We start from the raw sequence: 14,884 nt of genomic DNA, 5'->3' as shown, positions 1-14,884 counted from the left end.
TTATTTAAGTTTTCTTTCAATGATGCGTTTAATTCATCACGGATTTTACGTTGTTCTTTAGCTATTTTGTTGAATTCTTCCCTTTCGTCAGCTACTTTGGAGATTTCAGCTTCTTTTTCATCTTTTTGTTTTCTTACACCTTCCATAGTGTCAGCAAGAACAAAATCAGATTTTGGAAGTTCTTTTTTGCCTTTTTTCTCAGCAGGTTTTTCTTCCTCAGCAGTTTCTTCTTCAGCTTCAGCTTCTTCAGTTTCTTCTGCTTCTTCAGCCACTTCTTCTTCAGCATCTTCAGCTTCTTCTTCAACAGCTTCTTCAGCTTCTTCTTCGGTAGCTTCTACTACTTCAGCTTCAGGTTCTTCTGCTTCTTCTTCAACAGCTTCTTCGTCGTCAACAGTTTCAGTTTCTTCTTCAGTGGTTAATTGATTAAGAATTTCACATAAGACTTTGCACAAGTCTTTTTCTTCTACTACTACATCAGCTATTTCTTTTACGGAATCTTTTGCGTTGAATGCAATTCCGCAACCAGCTGATTCAATCATGGAAATGTCGTTAGCGCCATCTCCAACAGCAACTACTTCATCCAAAGTAATTCCTGCTTCTTCAACATGGTCTTTTAAGACATCTAATTTTGAACCAGATACTAAAGGACCAGTCACTTCACCAGTTAATTTACCATCTTCGACTGTGAAACTATTGGTATAAACTGTGTCTACTCCAAGTTTATCTTTTACCTTATCAGCCACTACATCAAAACTACCACTAATGATAGCTACATCTACATCTCTTTTCTTTAAGCAATCGATGGTTTTGCAAGCTCCAGGCATTAATGGAAGTTCATCAGCCACTTTCTCGATGTCTTCAATTGAAGTTCCTTCGAGAAGTTGCACTCTGTCTTTGATAGAAGTTTCAAAGTCAATTTCACCTTGCATAGCTTTTTCAGTAATTGCAGCTATGTCCTCTTCAACATTTGCTAATTTTCCTATCTCATCTATCGCTTCACCATCAATAATAACGTTATCTAAGTCAAATACTACAAGTTTAATCAATAATACCACCAAATTATATTAAATCTAGCTCACTTAATCTATCGTAAGCTCTTTCGACGCCTAACTTAGCGTCGCTTTTTGTTTTAGCACCGGTACAAACTACTTTACCAGAACCAAACAATAATAAAACAACTTTAGGATCAGATAATCTGTATACTAAACCCGGAAATTGTTCAGGTTCGTATTCTGTGTCCTCAAGTTCTAAAGCTACTGCTTCCAAGTTTAATGTGGATTCCAAGTTCGCAGAAGCCACAATGTTTTGAATTTTAATTTCAAATTCTTCAGGAATGTCAGTGTCGACAGTCCTCATTAAATCTACAGTTTTCTTGATTGCCAATTTGGAATCATCTATAGATTTCGCTCCAGTGCAAACAAGCTTACCAGAGCTAAATATTAATGCTGCGGTTTTAGGATCTTTAAGTTTAAAAACAAGTCCCGGAAACTGTTCACGATTAAAAGTAACATCTGGCAAAGCCTCTTTTACTTCGGAAAGTTCAATATCCTTACCAATGCTTGCAGAAGCAACAATGTTTTCAATTTTTATGTCAACATCGGTCAAATTTAAAACCTCCATAAGTTTTTAAAAGTAGTCAGTAAAATTTAAGAAAACAAAAAAATGCGTTAAATTTTTACTATTAAAATATATAATTTAAATAGTATATAAAGGTATGTTTATTTAAAGCATATCAAGAAAATTCTAAAAAAATCGGAAATTTTAAATTTTCGAAAATATGATTTTATTTATAAATGAATTTGAAAACAATATATTGACAATACTTATTTATAAATGTTATGCCTTTTGAGTAACAATATTTAAAAAACAAATAAGGACAATAATTTTAGAAAAAATTTTCACATAAACTCCACACCAGTGATGGAAAATATATTATCAAAGGCATTACAAATTACAAATTGGTTGATAGCATGATTGAAGTTGAAGTCAAAGCGAAAATAAATAGCTTTAAGCAAATCGAAGATGAACTCAAACGCATCGGTGCGGTAAAAACAAAAGACGAATTTCAGGAAGACATCTATTTCAACAGTCCGGTAGTCGACTTTGCAAAGACGGATGAAGCCCTGAGAATCAGAACCACAAAGCAAAATGACAACACAAACATCTTCATAACCTACAAAGGCCCTAAAATAGATGCCAAATCAAAGACAAGGCGTGAAATTGAAATGGGAATCGCAGATTCAGCCCAGTGCAGCGACATCTTTGAAGCGATTGGGTTTAAAAAAGTAAGGACAGTCAGGAAAAACAGACAATATTTCACCTATGAAAACTTTGAAATATCCCTTGATGACATTGAAGGGTTGGACCCATACATGGAAATAGAAATTGCCTTGGATGATGGTGAAGACTACGAAGATGCCCAGAACGCCATATTCAAACTGTTTGAAAAATTGGGCATCACAGAAGGATTTGAGAGAACCTCATATCTGGAACTTTTAGAAAAGTTAAATAATAATTAAATAATAATATAATATATTAATTAACAGATGTGATATTTTGCAGTATTTTATTAGTCATTATAACAAAGAGTCTGAATTGAAATTTCCAAACGATTTAATTATTTATGATACAACCCTAAGGGACGGCGAACAGACCCCTGGAGTCTGCTTCAGCCTCAACGACAAATTGGAAATAGCAAGAAAACTTGATCAGTTCAAGATACATCAGATTGAAGCTGGTTTTCCAATAGTTTCACAAAGGGAACGCGAATCAGTAAAGGCGATTGCCAATGAAGGATTGGATGCAGACATCATTGCGCTGACAAGGACAAAGCCTGAAGACATTGACGCAGCCCTTGACTGCGATGTCGATGGAGTAATCACCTTTGTTGGAACATCAGACATCCATCTGGACCACAAGATGCACATCACCAGGCAGGATGCAATAAACCTGTGTGAAACCGCTGTTGATTACGCAAAAGACCATGGTTTATATGTTGCATTTTCCGCAGAGGATGCCACAAGAACAGACATTGACTTTTTGAAAAGAATATACGGAAAGGCAGAGGAATGCGGCGCCGACAGAGTGCACATAGCAGACACTACAGGCGCAATCACTCCACAGGGCATCGATTATCTGGTCAGAGAGCTTGTAAAGGATTTGGATGTTATGCTTGCGCTTCACTGCCACAATGACTTCGGACTTGCAGTCATCAACTCAATTACAGGAGTTCTTGCAGGTGCAGGAGGAATTTCAACCACCGTCAACGGTATCGGTGAGAGGGCAGGAAACGCTTCACTCGAAGAGCTCATCATGGCATTAAGAATATTATACGGAAAGGATTACGGATTCAAGACAAAATACATAAAGGAACTCTCAGACATCGTCTCTGCAGCAAGCGGACTTCCTATTCCATACAACAAGCCTGTTGTCGGAAACAACGTGTTCAGGCACGAGTCAGGAATCCATGTCGATGCGGTGATTGAAGAGCCGTTATGCTACGAGCCATATGTCCCGGAACTTGTCGGACAGAAAAGGCAGCTTGTCCTTGGAAAGCATTCAGGATGCAGAGCAGTCAGGGCCAAACTGAATGAATGCGAACTGGACGTCAGCGATGAGGAACTGATTGAAATCGTAAGGCAAGTCAAAAAGCAAAGAGAAGAAGGAAAGTACATTAACGATAACGTATTTAAGGAAATAGTCAAAAATACCAAGAAATAAGGTGAATCATGAACATTACTGAAATGATATTATCCGAAAAGGCAGGACATGAAGTAACCCCCGGAGAAATCATCGAAATTCCGGTAGACCTTGCAATGTCACATGACGGAACATCACCTCCTGCCATCAAAACCTTTGAAAAGATAGCGGACAAGGTGTGGGATCCTGAAAAGATTGCAATCATATTCGACCACAACATCCCCGCCAATACAATCGGTTCTGCAGAATTTCAGAAAGTGTGCAGAAACTTCATCAAAACTCAAAATATCACAAAGAACTACATTCACGGAGAAGGAATCTGCCACCAGGTCGTTCCTGAAATGGGACTGGTGGAACCTGGAAAGGTGATTGTAGGCGCAGATTCACACACATGCACATACGGTGCATTTGGAGCATTTTCAACAGGTATGGGAGCAACAGACCTTGCAATGGTTTGGGCAACAGGAAAAAGCTGGTTCATGGTACCTGAAGCCATCAAGATGGAAGTTGAAGGCGAACTGAACGAATACATTGCTCCAAAAGACGTGATTTTAAACATTATCGGATCCATCGGAATAGCCGGCGCAACATACAAGACCACCGAGTTCTGCGGCGAGACAATAGAGGCCATGGGCGTTGAAGGAAGGGCAACCATGTGCAATATGGCAATTGAAATGGGCGCCAAAAACGGAATAATGGAACCTAACAGAGAAGTCATCGATTACATCTGCCAAAGGACAGGCAAAAGGGAATCCGAACTCAACATCGTAAGGTCAGATTCCGACGCGCAATACTCAAAAGAGCTTCACTTTGACATTACCGACATGGAACCGCAGATTGCATGTCCGAATGATGTCGATAATGTAAAGGCAATCTCTGAGATTGAAGGAACATCAATTGACCAGTGCCTGATCGGTTCATGCACAAACGGACGGCTATCAGATTTGAAGGATGCCGCTGACATCCTGGAAAATAAGAAAATCAGCGATGACATCAGACTAATAATTCTCCCAGCTTCAAGGGAAATCTACCAGCAGGCCATGCATTTGGGCTACATCGACACATTCATAGATGCAGGAGCCATAATCTGCAATCCTGGCTGCGGACCATGTCTTGGAGGACATATGGGAGTATTATCAGAAGGAGAATCCTGCATATCCACAACAAACAGGAACTTCAAGGGAAGAATGGGAGACCCAGCTTCCTCAGTATATCTCTCCAACTCAAAGGTGGTTGCTGCTTCAGCAATTGCCGGAGTTATAACAAATCCAAAAGACATATAGTGATTGAAATGACCCAAGAGAAAAATGAAGCAAACAAAGCGTTGATTGATAAGATTAACGATTTAGAGGAGAATTACGGAAAAACATTTTCAAACACACAGAAGATACTTCTAACAACTGACGGATCAATTACCGCAATATTGGACGTGTTGTATGGCAAGATCACATTAAAGACAATAGACCAGCATTTCGAAAATGCAGACGCAGAACACGCAAAACTGATTAACGTTTGCCAGGGCGAGGAAATCAACTTCAGGGAAGTCATAATGCACAAGGACGGCAAACCGCTGATATATGCAATATCCCACATTCCTCTGTCAAGATGCCATGAAGGCATCTGTTCCGATTTAATCAGGGCAGACATCCCAATCGGCAGAATCCTGAAAAACTATGACATCGAATCCAGAAGGGAAATCAGAAACATATACATTGAAAAGCCGGATGAAAAGCTGCAGGAGATTTTCGGCACTGATGAGGATATGCTGGCTCGAGATTATGTTATAATCAACTGTGATGAGATATTGATGTGGATTAAGGAAGTATTTCCAGTAAGTCAATTTACTGAAATTTAAGGGTGTTAAAATTGAATACGGAGACCGAAACAAAATACAAATTACCAAGGGAAAAAATAATCGAATTAGAGGAGAAAAACAATATAAAGCTGTCAACCGTGCAAAAAATATTGTGTGCGATTGAAGGCCAGGTAGTTACAATACTGGATGCATTATACGGCGATGTCAACCTATTCATATTAGATCAACACATGGGAAACGCAGATAAGGACATTGCTGAAAAACTTGAAATCAACGAAGGCGATGAAATTGACAGCAGGGAAGTTATCATACATAAGAATGCCCGTCCGCTCGTTTATGGATTGACATATATCCCGAAAGACAGGTGCAGCAATACAGTTATTGAAAAATTGCTTAAAGAGGACCAAACTACCGGCAGAATACTGGTAGAACATCAAATAGAAACAATAACAAAAATAACTGACTTGTATATCGAAAAGCCAACTGCAACGCTTCAAAGCTTATTCCACACTAGCGAAGATTTCATAGTACGTGAATATGTGCTGATACACAAAAAGAACATAGTTATCTGGTCAAAAGAAGCGTATCCTATTAGCTATTTCCAAGAATAGGTGATTAGATGGGTGTGAAACTTAAAGACATTATCGAACCTGAAAAAATCAATTTCAAAGACCTGGAAGGAAGGGCAGTGTCAATCGACGCATTCAACACATTATACCAATTCCTCTCCACAATCAGGCAAAGGGATGGAAGGCCATTGACTGATGAAAACGGAAATGTGACTTCACACCTAAGCGGGATACTCTATCGAAACTCATCAATGGTTGAAAAGGACATCAAACCAATATATGTCTTTGACGGAAAGTCTTCAGAACTCAAAAGCGACACCCAGCAAAAAAGAAGGGAAGTGAGAGACGAAGCCGAAAAGATATATAAGGAAGCCTTAAAAGAAGGAGACACAGAAAAGGCACGGAAGTTTGCGATGAGGTCATCAAAGCTTTCGCCGGAAATAATAGAATCCTCAAAAAAACTGCTTACATTAATGGGAATACCTTATGTTGAAGCAAAAGGAGAAGGGGAAGCTCAGGCAGCATACATGGTAGCAAACGAAGATGCCTATGCAGTGGCTTCACAGGATTACGATTGCCTGCTGTTCGGAGCAAAAAGGGTTGTGAGAAACCTGGCAATCAATTCAAACCTCGGAAATCTCGAATACTATGAACTCAACAGGGTGTTGAGGGAACTTAACATCACCAGAGAGGAACTGATTGACATGGGAATACTGATTGGTACCGATTTCTGCGAAGGCCTTAAAGGAGTTGGAGCAAAGACAGCACTTAAACTGGCGCATAAAGGACAGCTTAAGGAAAAACTGGCGGAACTCCAGGAACAGTCAACCCATGACCTTGATGAAGTAAGGGAGCTATTCCTAAACCATAACGTGAACACCGACTATAAAATCAAATGGGAAAAGCCAAAGCAGGACAAGCTTATCGAATTTTTATGCTACGAGCACGGCTTTTCAGTGGACCGCGTAACCAAAGCCTCCGATAAACTCAAGAACTTAAACTCAAGCCAGGGCAGTTTGGATGCCTGGTTTTAAATAACTTTTTTTCTAAGAAATACCTAGATTATCTGGGAAATCCGCAGTGATGGAATCTAATATGGTGGGAAATCTTTCCCGAATACCTTTTCGGCATACTTCATTGCCAATTCAACCTGAGGAGCATAGTCCTTAAGCATTTCACTTTCAAAATGATTTCGGGAAGGAGACCTTAAAATCAGCTTAAGAAGCCTTTCATAAGTCTCGACAGCCTTGGAACTGTCAAAGCCATATTCTTCAATTATTTCAGGAGTCAGCTTTTCAAGGCATGGAATTTCCAAAGTCTTGCAGACAGTTTCCGTTGAAAAATAGGTCATTCTAATCAGCGGGGATACGGATGATACCAATACATGGTTTCCCAGCTTGATTAACGGTGGGATGCCTGTCTTTTTATACCTCTCCATTGAAGTCAGTTTCTCATAGTTTTTGAGGTTGTAGCAGTGAAGCTCAGTGTAAAAGTCAGGTTGGAAGTGTTCTATAAGGTTTAAAATCCTCTGGCCTATTTCGGATTCGTAATATTCCTTTCGGATTGTGGATATGTATGGGGTCCTGTCAAAGTTATAGAAATAGAATTGTCCGGGCGATAAATCATCAACGTCAATGTTTTCCATGAATTTCAATGATGTGATGCCTTCGTTTCCGTGGACTCCTCCAACAAATAGTTTGGTGGGTCCGTCCCCATTGTCAATGTATCTGAAATAGGACATAAAAAAAGAAAATTTTGAAGGAATCTATGTTCCTTCCTGCCAGTTGGCCATGTATGCTTTCTGTTTGTCTGTCAATGAGTCGATTTCTATTCCCATTGCATCGAGTTTCATTGATGCGACGGTGTAGTCGATTTCATCAGGAGCTTTGGTAACTCCAACAGGCAAATCGTTTTCCAGGATGTGTTTGGCGGATAAAGCCTGTACTGCGAAACTCATGTCCATGATTTCTGCAGGGTGTCCTTGTCCACGTGCTGCAGATAAGTTGACCAAACGTCCGTCAGCTAAAAGGTAAATCTTACGTCCGTCTTTGGTTGTGAACTCTTCGATACTTTCACGAACTTCCTTGACTCCTGTGGAAATTGCCTCTAAATCTGGTCTGTTGATTTCCACGTTGAAGTGTCCGGAGTTTGCAAGCATACAGCCGTCTTTCATGTACTTGAAGTCGTCACCGCAGATGATGTCAGCATTACCTGTTACAGTAATAATCAAGTCAGCCTGTTTTACAGCTTCTCTGATTGTCATTACACGGTATCCGTCCATTCTTGCTTCTAAAGCTCTGATTGGATCAACTTCTGTTACGATAACATCTGCTCCGAGACCTGCTGCTCTTAAAGCAAGTCCTCTTCCACACCAGCCGTATCCGCATACAACCACGGTTTTTCCGGCAATGACCATGTTGGTTGTTCCCATGATGGCGTCAAAGCTTGACTGTCCGGTTCCGTATCTGTTGTCGAAAAGATATTTTGTGTAAGCGTCGTTAACTGCAATTACAGGGAATTTCAATGCACCGTCTGCATGCATTGCCTGCAATCTGTGAACACCGGTTGTGGTTTCTTCGCATGCCCCTTTGATGTGGCTTAAAAGTTCTGTCCTTTCGTTGTGGAGAACCATGATCATGTCCGCTCCGTCGTCGATGATAATGTCAGGCTTGTGGTCGAGCACCATGTTGATTGTCTGGTAGTATTCCTCATCGTCCTGTTCTCTCCAGCCGTAAACGTTCAATCCTAAATCAGCTGCACCTGCAACTGCATCGTCATGGGTTGATAATGGGTTACATCCAGTCATTGCGACTTCAGCCCCACCGGCCATAAGTGTCAAACCTAAGTTGATTGTTTTAGGTTCCAAGTGTAAGCATGACCCGATAGTAATTCCTTTGAAAGGTTGGGTTTCTTCATATTCTTTTTTGATGGATTCCAAAACAGGCATGTGTTTTTGAACCCATTCGATTTTCCTAACACCTTCCGGTGCCAAAGACATGTCTTTAACTTTACTCATAAAATCACCATAATAAAAATGAATATTAATAATACTATATAATTAAGAGTAATTAAATATATCCCAAAAATTTAAAAAAATATAAAAAAATGTCGAAAAAGCAAAAACTTTAAATGTAATGATAAAAATAAATATATTTGTTAGATGCCGGGGTGGCTCAGCTGGTTAGAGCGCACGGCTCATAGGGTATTAAAGCAGTGCTCTGACTTATTCCTGGGATACCGTGAGATCGCGGGTTCGAATCCCGCCCCCGGCATCCTATATCCCAGGAATTTCCATCTAAACTATTTTTAAAAAAATTCTTACAAACTTCCTACTTATTTTATATATTCCCTCCAACATAGTATTAACAAATGAGGGGTTGAAATGATTTATAATACTCTTGGCAAAACAGGACTGGAAGTTTCAAGGCTGGGTTTTGGAACCATGAGGCTTCCTACATTCGGGTCCAATGCAGAAATTAACGAGGAAGAAGCATCCAAAATGCTTGAATACGGAATTGAAAATGGAATCAATATTTTTGACACTGCATATCCGTATCACAGTGACATTTTGGGAGGCAGCGGAAATGCTGAACCATTTTTAGGCAACTTCCTAAAGGAGAACAGCTTAAGGGATGAAATAATCCTTCAGACAAAATCTCCTTCATGGGCCATCGAGGAAAAAGGCGATTTTGAATTCTTTTTAAACGAACAGCTTGAAAAGCTGCAGACAGACTACATCGACATTTACCTTCTCCACTCCCTGACAGCACCAGGATGGAGTCATGTCAACAGTCTGGGAGTGCTGGACTTTTTGGATGACTGCTTAAGCTCAGGAGTGGTCAAGCATGTCGGATTTTCATCACATATGGAAATCGACTACATGATTGAGATTTTAGATGAATATCCAAAATGGGAAGTCGTTTTAACCCAAATGAATTATCTTGATGAATACTACCAGACCGGAGTGATGGGCCTCAATTACCTGAAAGCCAACAACATCGGAAGCATGATTATGGAGCCTCTGCGAGGAGGCAGGCTTGTCAACAACATCCCCGAAGAGGTCAAGTCCTGGTGGGAAATAGCCGAAGTCAAAAGGACTCCTGTAGAATGGGCCTTGCAATACCTGTGGAACCGTGACGATGTGGACTGCGTCTTTAGCGGCATGACCAGTCTGGAACAGGTTAAGGAAAATATAAAATACGCTTCAAACGAAGACATTATCAATGACTACGACCAGGAAATCATAAGGGAAGTTGCAAGGCAGTACAAGTCAACATCACTTGGAAACGACTGCACAAGATGCGGCTACTGCATGCCATGCCCTGAAGGCGTCGACATCGTCAATTGCCTGACCGAATACAACATCGCACAGATGCTGAGGGATCCAAAAGCCAGTGCAATGCAGTATTTCTCATTGATTCCAGAGGATTCAAGGGCAGACAGCTGTGTCGGGTGTGAAAAATGCCTTCCGTTCTGTACACAAATGCTAAATATTCCTGAAGAGCTCCAGAAAGTTTACGAATTCTTCGGAAGCGAATTTGACCATTTCTAAAATTGAAAGATGTTGGCCGGCATATACAATAGCCCAACATTTTACTTATTTTTTATTTAGATTTAAACAAAATTCAATGAATTTTGAAATCAATACTGAAACATCCACTAAAAAAAACAAATGTTACTCATTGATATATGGAAATCATATAACGGACAGTGATGGCATTAAAACCTTTATATACGATAAAAAGGAAATATATTTCCAAGGTGGAAGATATTTTCCTACTCCTTTTATTTATAAAAATTCAATATTGACAAAAGATATTGGAGCATGATTCGATGAGCGATATTAACGAAGAAAAGATGGAACGCGTAGTTGAACAGATGGTAGAAGATAACATCAAGTTTATCAGACTGCAATTTGTCGACATTAACGGTACTGTAAAGAACATTGTCATTCCATTCAATAGAGAAGATATGGATGAGTTATTTAATGAAGGAATGCTGTTTGACGGATCTTCAATAGCAGGATTCGTCGGAATCAATGAAAGTGACCTTGTCCTCAAACCGGACATAAACACCTATTCAAGATTATCATGGAGACCTGAAGAGTCTGCAGTGTGCAGATTCATCTGTGACGTATGGACTCCTGAAAAGGAACCTTTCATAGGAGATCCAAGAAGCGTGCTTAAAAAATCCCTTGCAAAACTCGCAAAAAGGGGACTGCAATACAACATCGGTCCGGAACCTGAGTTCTTCATTGTGGACATTGATGAAAACGGATATCCTATGCCATATGATGAAGCCGGATACTTTGACGTCGAGCCTTTGGACAAAGGACCTGATTTCAGAAGAGAACTTACATTGAACCTGGAGGAACTGGACTTTGAAGTTGAAGCATCCCACCACGAAGTGGCACCGGGTCAAAACGAAATCGCATTCAAGTTCAAGGACGCCCTTAAAACTGCAGATGCAGTAATCACATTCAAGCAGGCGATTAAAGCGATTGTAGACAACATGGCCACATTCGACCAGATGGACTACAGGGTAACATTCATGCCGAAACCGTTCTTCGGCGTCAACGGAAGTGGAATGCACTGTCACCAGTCAGTATTCAAAGGAAACAGAAACCTCTTCTCAGACCCTGACTCTGAAAACGGCCTTTCAAAGGATGCCCTTCACTTCATGGGAGGACTGCTCAAGCACGCTCCTGCAGTAACCGCAATCACAAACCCTATTGTAAACTCATACAAACGTCTTGTACCAGGTTATGAAGCTCCGGTTTACCTTGCATATGGTCTTAAAAACAGATCCGCATTAATCAGAGTTCCTGCAGCACGTGGAAAAGCAACCCGTATCGAATACAGGTCACCTGACCCTGCATGTAACCCATATCTCGCATTTGCAGTAATGCTTGAAGCGGGTGTCGACGGTATTGTCAACAAAATTGACCCTGGAGACCCTATTGAAGCGGACATCTACAGCATGACCGAAGAGGAAAGGGAAGCTATGGGCATCAAGGTTCTGCCGTCAAGTCTGTGGGAAGCTTACCACTCCCTTGAAGAGGACCCACTTATTTTGGACGCTTTAGGACCTCACATTTCAGAGAAATTCCTCGAGCTCAAGTATCAGGAATGGGATGAATACCGCGTACAGGTATTCGGATACGAACAGAGAAAATATTTAGATATCTAAATCTAAATATTCTTTTTTTATTTTAAATTTAATGATAAAAGCTTATGATTAAATTTAAGGTATGGAGCCATTATTATGTCAGAATCAGAACATCGAATGATAGAAATACTAAGAATACTTAATGCACAGGACAAGCCCACAGGTTCCAAACTGATAGCTGACGAACTTAAAGACAAAGGGTTCAACCTGGGGGAACGTGCAGTAAGATACCACATGCAGATACTGGACGAGAAGGGATATACCGAAAGAGTAGGGTATTCCGGACGCCGCATTACAAATCTCGGCCGTGAAAAGCTGGAAAAGGGACTGATATATGACCAGGTAGATTTCATCCATTCAAAATTTGAAGAAATGATATATCTGACTGATTTCAACTATATGACACAAAGCGGAAATGTGGTTGTAAATACATCAACCATTTATAACAAAGAATCGATTGATATACTGAAAGAAATTATCGAAAGTGGTCTTTCTGTTAGTCGTCACGTTAATTTAAAGGAAGTTGGAAATGATGGCGAAATTGAAGTGACAACATTATGCGGAACAACAATCGACGGCATACTTCTCAACGAAGGAATACTCTCCCAGCCGAAATACGGAGGCCTTCTTGAAATCAAAAACGAACATCCTGTAAAGTTCACCGAACTGATTTCATACCAAAAGACATCAGTGACTCCTCTTGACGCATTCACAAACACCAACCAGACATCAGTTCTGGATGTCGCCACCAAAGGAAGCGGAACAATTCCTGCAAACTTCAGGCTGATACCTGAAATCGGCAGGCAGAAGGCAATAGACATATTCAGCCAGCTGAACAAAATCGGTATCGGAGGAATAATCGACATTTCACGACCCGGCGAAGGCAATCTCGGAATTCCAATACCTGAAGGAATGGTTGGAATAACAGTGGTTGGAGGAATAACCCCATTTTGTGCAATCAAGGAACTTGGAGAGGAAATTGACATAAGGATAGCTGAAGAAATAAGGGATTTCAAAACATTATCTCCAATCGTGGAGTCAACAAATCCTATTTTAAAACCCGTCAATCCAAGGGAACACCCTCATATTCCATTCATGCTTTCAAAATCATGGAATCTGATTCAGCAGGTCGATTTTGACGTTGAAAAAAGAAAAGGGCAAATAATTGCCAATGTTTCATACATCAATAGGGACGATTTGGATAGTGCATTGGGAATAATGGAAGAGACCTACAACTCAAATCCGAAATTCATCAATCCATACTATAAGCTTATAGACAATCCGAATGATGAGAATAAAATAGGAATAGCTACAATCTGCAGCCTAAGCATCGACGGACTTCTGGTAAACAACGGAATCAAGTCAAACCCTATTTACGGAGGGCTTCTTGAGCTTACAGAACCGCCACTATTCATCGATTTGATATCCTACAACGGAACAACCGTCGATCCCCACAAGGTATTCCTATCAAAGAACATGACTGCAATTTCATCAGACAACGGAACCAAGAAGATATTGGCCAGCTTCAAGGAGATTCCATACATAGCACGCAATTACGCAGTTCACTTACTGGACATTTTGAAAAATACAGGATTTTCCATATATAAAATTGGAAAGCCTAGGGAAGTCACATACAATGCAAAGGCCGACAACTATAACTTCGGAATCGTTGCGGGAAGCGGACTTAACACCATAGGTGCAATAAAAGAAAAAGGAATTGACATTGAAGTCAAAGCAATTGAAAAACTGATACCATTTGAAGAGATGGGCAGGCTGTAATCAGATTACAGTAACTTCCACATCTTCCCCATCCTGAGGGTAATGGACAAATTCGATGATATCCTCTTCAAATTCATATACATCGATTTCAATAGTGGAACCTAAATCGCTTTCGTCCATAGAAATTAATAATTTAAAGCCAGGTTCACCATAATATTCAGAAAAGTCTACATTTAAGACTTCACCTACTGCAAAAACTCTATTATAAGCTATTTCTATCCTATCATGTATTTTTACATTTTCTTTTAGATACTTTACAGCTTCTTTTGTGGTTAATTCTATTTCTTTCATGATAATCAACCTCACTAAATTATAATATGAAATTCATAGTGTAAAAATTTGTTTGCATATTATCGAACAAAATAATTTTTCGATGAAAAACGAAATGGAAAAGCATAATGAAAAAAGAGAGAATTATAATACTTCAATGACTATTTCATTACCGTCATGAATATGAAGAATTTCCAATAAGTCATCGCCAATTTCGTGCAGATCCACTTCAACAGCCTGATTCAATATTTCGCCTGTCAACTGCAGACCAACCCTAAGACCTTCACCAGTCACTTCATCCTCTTCGGTGATTCCTAAGACTTCACCAGGAGCGAAAATACGATTATATGAGATTTCAAAAACATCTCCAACATAAACATTGTTTCTTACGTATTCCACAACTTCATCAAAGGTCATTTCAACTTCCTTTACCATAATATCGCCTTTAAAAAAAATAAAAAAAGAGAAGGAATTATAAATTCCTGTATTCTCTGATTGAAGTATATTCGTCGTCTAATTCGCCGTAAGTAGCTAATTTTTCTTTGTTAGCTTCAGCGTCTAAGTAAAGGTTACCTTTACCGTT

General features: G+C 39.9%; 15 protein-coding genes, 1 tRNA gene and 1 pseudogene. 10 read left to right on the top strand and 7 right to left on the bottom strand.

All coding sequences use genetic code 11. The features are described from left to right. Together serB and Q0W26_RS09010 are read right to left on the bottom strand one after the other, a co-directional pair. A partial coding sequence (serB, locus tag Q0W26_RS09015; RefSeq protein ID WP_342765344.1) for a phosphoserine phosphatase SerB occupies positions 1–1,046 on the bottom strand: 1,046 nt, incomplete at its 3' end. A gap of 13 nt (positions 1,047–1,059) precedes the next feature. Further along, complete coding sequence (locus Q0W26_RS09010) at positions 1,060–1,605, bottom strand: TATA-box-binding protein (protein WP_298524161.1); 546 nt, start codon at positions 1,603–1,605, stop codon at positions 1,060–1,062. Positions 1,606–1,970: 365 nt separating this feature from the next. Between Q0W26_RS09010 and cyaB the strand changes: the two genes are divergently transcribed. Genes cyaB through fen form a run of 6 tightly spaced genes read left to right on the top strand, consistent with a single transcriptional unit; the run spans position 1,971 to position 7,118 of the window. After that, complete coding sequence (cyaB, locus tag Q0W26_RS09005; protein ID WP_298524158.1) at positions 1,971–2,519, top strand: class IV adenylate cyclase; 549 nt, start codon at positions 1,971–1,973, stop codon at positions 2,517–2,519. Positions 2,520–2,556: 37 nt separating this feature from the next. Beyond that, positions 2,557–3,720 (top strand): homocitrate synthase family protein, encoded by a 1,164-nt coding sequence (locus Q0W26_RS09000; protein ID WP_298524155.1) that lies wholly within the window; start codon positions 2,557–2,559, stop codon positions 3,718–3,720. 8 nt (positions 3,721–3,728) lie between these two features. After that, the gene (hacA, locus tag Q0W26_RS08995; protein ID WP_298524153.1) at positions 3,729–4,982 is read left to right on the top strand and encodes a homoaconitase large subunit; all 1,254 of its coding nucleotides are present in this window, start codon (positions 3,729–3,731) and stop codon (positions 4,980–4,982) included. A gap of 8 nt (positions 4,983–4,990) precedes the next feature. Continuing rightward, positions 4,991–5,554 (top strand): chorismate lyase, encoded by a 564-nt coding sequence (locus tag Q0W26_RS08990; RefSeq protein WP_298524150.1) that lies wholly within the window; start codon positions 4,991–4,993, stop codon positions 5,552–5,554. An 11-nt stretch (positions 5,555–5,565) separates the two neighbouring features. Then, complete coding sequence (locus tag Q0W26_RS08985; protein ID WP_298524147.1) at positions 5,566–6,126, top strand: chorismate pyruvate-lyase family protein; 561 nt, start codon at positions 5,566–5,568, stop codon at positions 6,124–6,126. An 8-nt stretch (positions 6,127–6,134) separates the two neighbouring features. After that, on the top strand, positions 6,135–7,118 hold the full coding sequence (fen, locus tag Q0W26_RS08980) for a flap endonuclease-1 (protein WP_298524144.1): 984 nt from the start codon (positions 6,135–6,137) through the stop codon (positions 7,116–7,118). Positions 7,119–7,174: 56 nt separating this feature from the next. Here fen and Q0W26_RS08975 read toward each other — a convergent pair whose 3' ends face one another. Further along, a complete protein-coding gene (locus Q0W26_RS08975; protein WP_298524141.1) occupies positions 7,175–7,825 on the bottom strand; it encodes a DUF2119 domain-containing protein in 651 nt (216 codons plus the stop codon). Between the two features lie 24 nt (positions 7,826–7,849). Then, a complete protein-coding gene (gene ahcY / locus Q0W26_RS08970; protein ID WP_298524138.1) occupies positions 7,850–9,100 on the bottom strand; it encodes an adenosylhomocysteinase in 1,251 nt (416 codons plus the stop codon). A gap of 146 nt (positions 9,101–9,246) precedes the next feature. On the opposite strand from ahcY, the gene Q0W26_RS08965 reads away from it, so the two are divergent. The 4 genes from Q0W26_RS08965 (at position 9,247) to Q0W26_RS08950 (ending at position 14,031) form a co-directional block, all read left to right on the top strand. Beyond that, positions 9,247–9,356, top strand: a tRNA-Met gene (locus Q0W26_RS08965). 110 nt (positions 9,357–9,466) lie between these two features. Beyond that, entirely contained in the window at positions 9,467–10,636 is a 1,170-nt protein-coding gene (locus Q0W26_RS08960; protein WP_298524135.1) for an aldo/keto reductase, read from the top strand. Between the two features lie 281 nt (positions 10,637–10,917). Then, a complete protein-coding gene (glnA, locus tag Q0W26_RS08955; protein WP_298524132.1) occupies positions 10,918–12,273 on the top strand; it encodes a type I glutamate--ammonia ligase in 1,356 nt (451 codons plus the stop codon). Positions 12,274–12,348: 75 nt separating this feature from the next. After that, positions 12,349–14,031, top strand: coding sequence for a DUF128 domain-containing protein (locus Q0W26_RS08950; RefSeq protein ID WP_298524129.1), 1,683 nt, complete (start codon positions 12,349–12,351; stop codon positions 14,029–14,031). Here the strand turns inward: Q0W26_RS08950 and Q0W26_RS08945 are convergent, their stop codons facing one another. From Q0W26_RS08945 to Q0W26_RS08935, 3 genes and pseudogenes are all read right to left on the bottom strand, one after another. Beyond that, positions 14,032–14,322, bottom strand: coding sequence for a DUF2097 family protein (locus Q0W26_RS08945; RefSeq protein WP_298524126.1), 291 nt, complete (start codon positions 14,320–14,322; stop codon positions 14,032–14,034). 123 nt (positions 14,323–14,445) lie between these two features. Continuing rightward, positions 14,446–14,736, bottom strand: a complete 291-nt coding sequence (locus Q0W26_RS08940) for a DUF2097 domain-containing protein (RefSeq protein WP_298524123.1) — start codon at positions 14,734–14,736, stop codon at positions 14,446–14,448. A 37-nt stretch (positions 14,737–14,773) separates the two neighbouring features. Continuing rightward, positions 14,774–14,884 (bottom strand): annotated as a pseudogene (locus Q0W26_RS08935) (formylmethanofuran dehydrogenase subunit C); the annotation flags it as partial.

This window comes from uncultured Methanobrevibacter sp. (assembly GCF_947169325.1).
Taxonomy (GTDB): Archaea; Methanobacteriota; Methanobacteria; order Methanobacteriales; family Methanobacteriaceae; genus Methanocatella.
This window is presented reverse-complemented; position numbering and strand designations above follow the sequence as displayed.

Bases quoted from the DNA above. Each gene is read 5' to 3' on its own strand.
- cyaB (WP_298524158.1), top strand. From the start codon at position 1,971: ATGATTGAAGTTGAAGTCAAAGCGAAAATAAATAGCTTTAAGCAAATC.
- hacA (WP_298524153.1), top strand. From the start codon at position 3,729: ATGAACATTACTGAAATGATATTATCCGAAAAGGCAGGACATGAAGTA.
- Q0W26_RS08990 (WP_298524150.1), top strand. From the start codon at position 4,991: ATGACCCAAGAGAAAAATGAAGCAAACAAAGCGTTGATTGATAAGATT.
- fen (WP_298524144.1), top strand. From the start codon at position 6,135: ATGGGTGTGAAACTTAAAGACATTATCGAACCTGAAAAAATCAATTTC.
- Q0W26_RS08975 (WP_298524141.1), bottom strand. From the start codon at position 7,825: ATGTCCTATTTCAGATACATTGACAATGGGGACGGACCCACCAAACTA.
- ahcY (WP_298524138.1), bottom strand. From the start codon at position 9,100: ATGAGTAAAGTTAAAGACATGTCTTTGGCACCGGAAGGTGTTAGGAAA.
- Q0W26_RS08960 (WP_298524135.1), top strand. From the start codon at position 9,467: ATGATTTATAATACTCTTGGCAAAACAGGACTGGAAGTTTCAAGGCTG.
- glnA (WP_298524132.1), top strand. From the start codon at position 10,918: ATGAGCGATATTAACGAAGAAAAGATGGAACGCGTAGTTGAACAGATG.
- Q0W26_RS08950 (WP_298524129.1), top strand. From the start codon at position 12,349: ATGTCAGAATCAGAACATCGAATGATAGAAATACTAAGAATACTTAAT.
- Q0W26_RS08945 (WP_298524126.1), bottom strand. From the start codon at position 14,322: ATGAAAGAAATAGAATTAACCACAAAAGAAGCTGTAAAGTATCTAAAA.
- Q0W26_RS08940 (WP_298524123.1), bottom strand. From the start codon at position 14,736: ATGGTAAAGGAAGTTGAAATGACCTTTGATGAAGTTGTGGAATACGTA.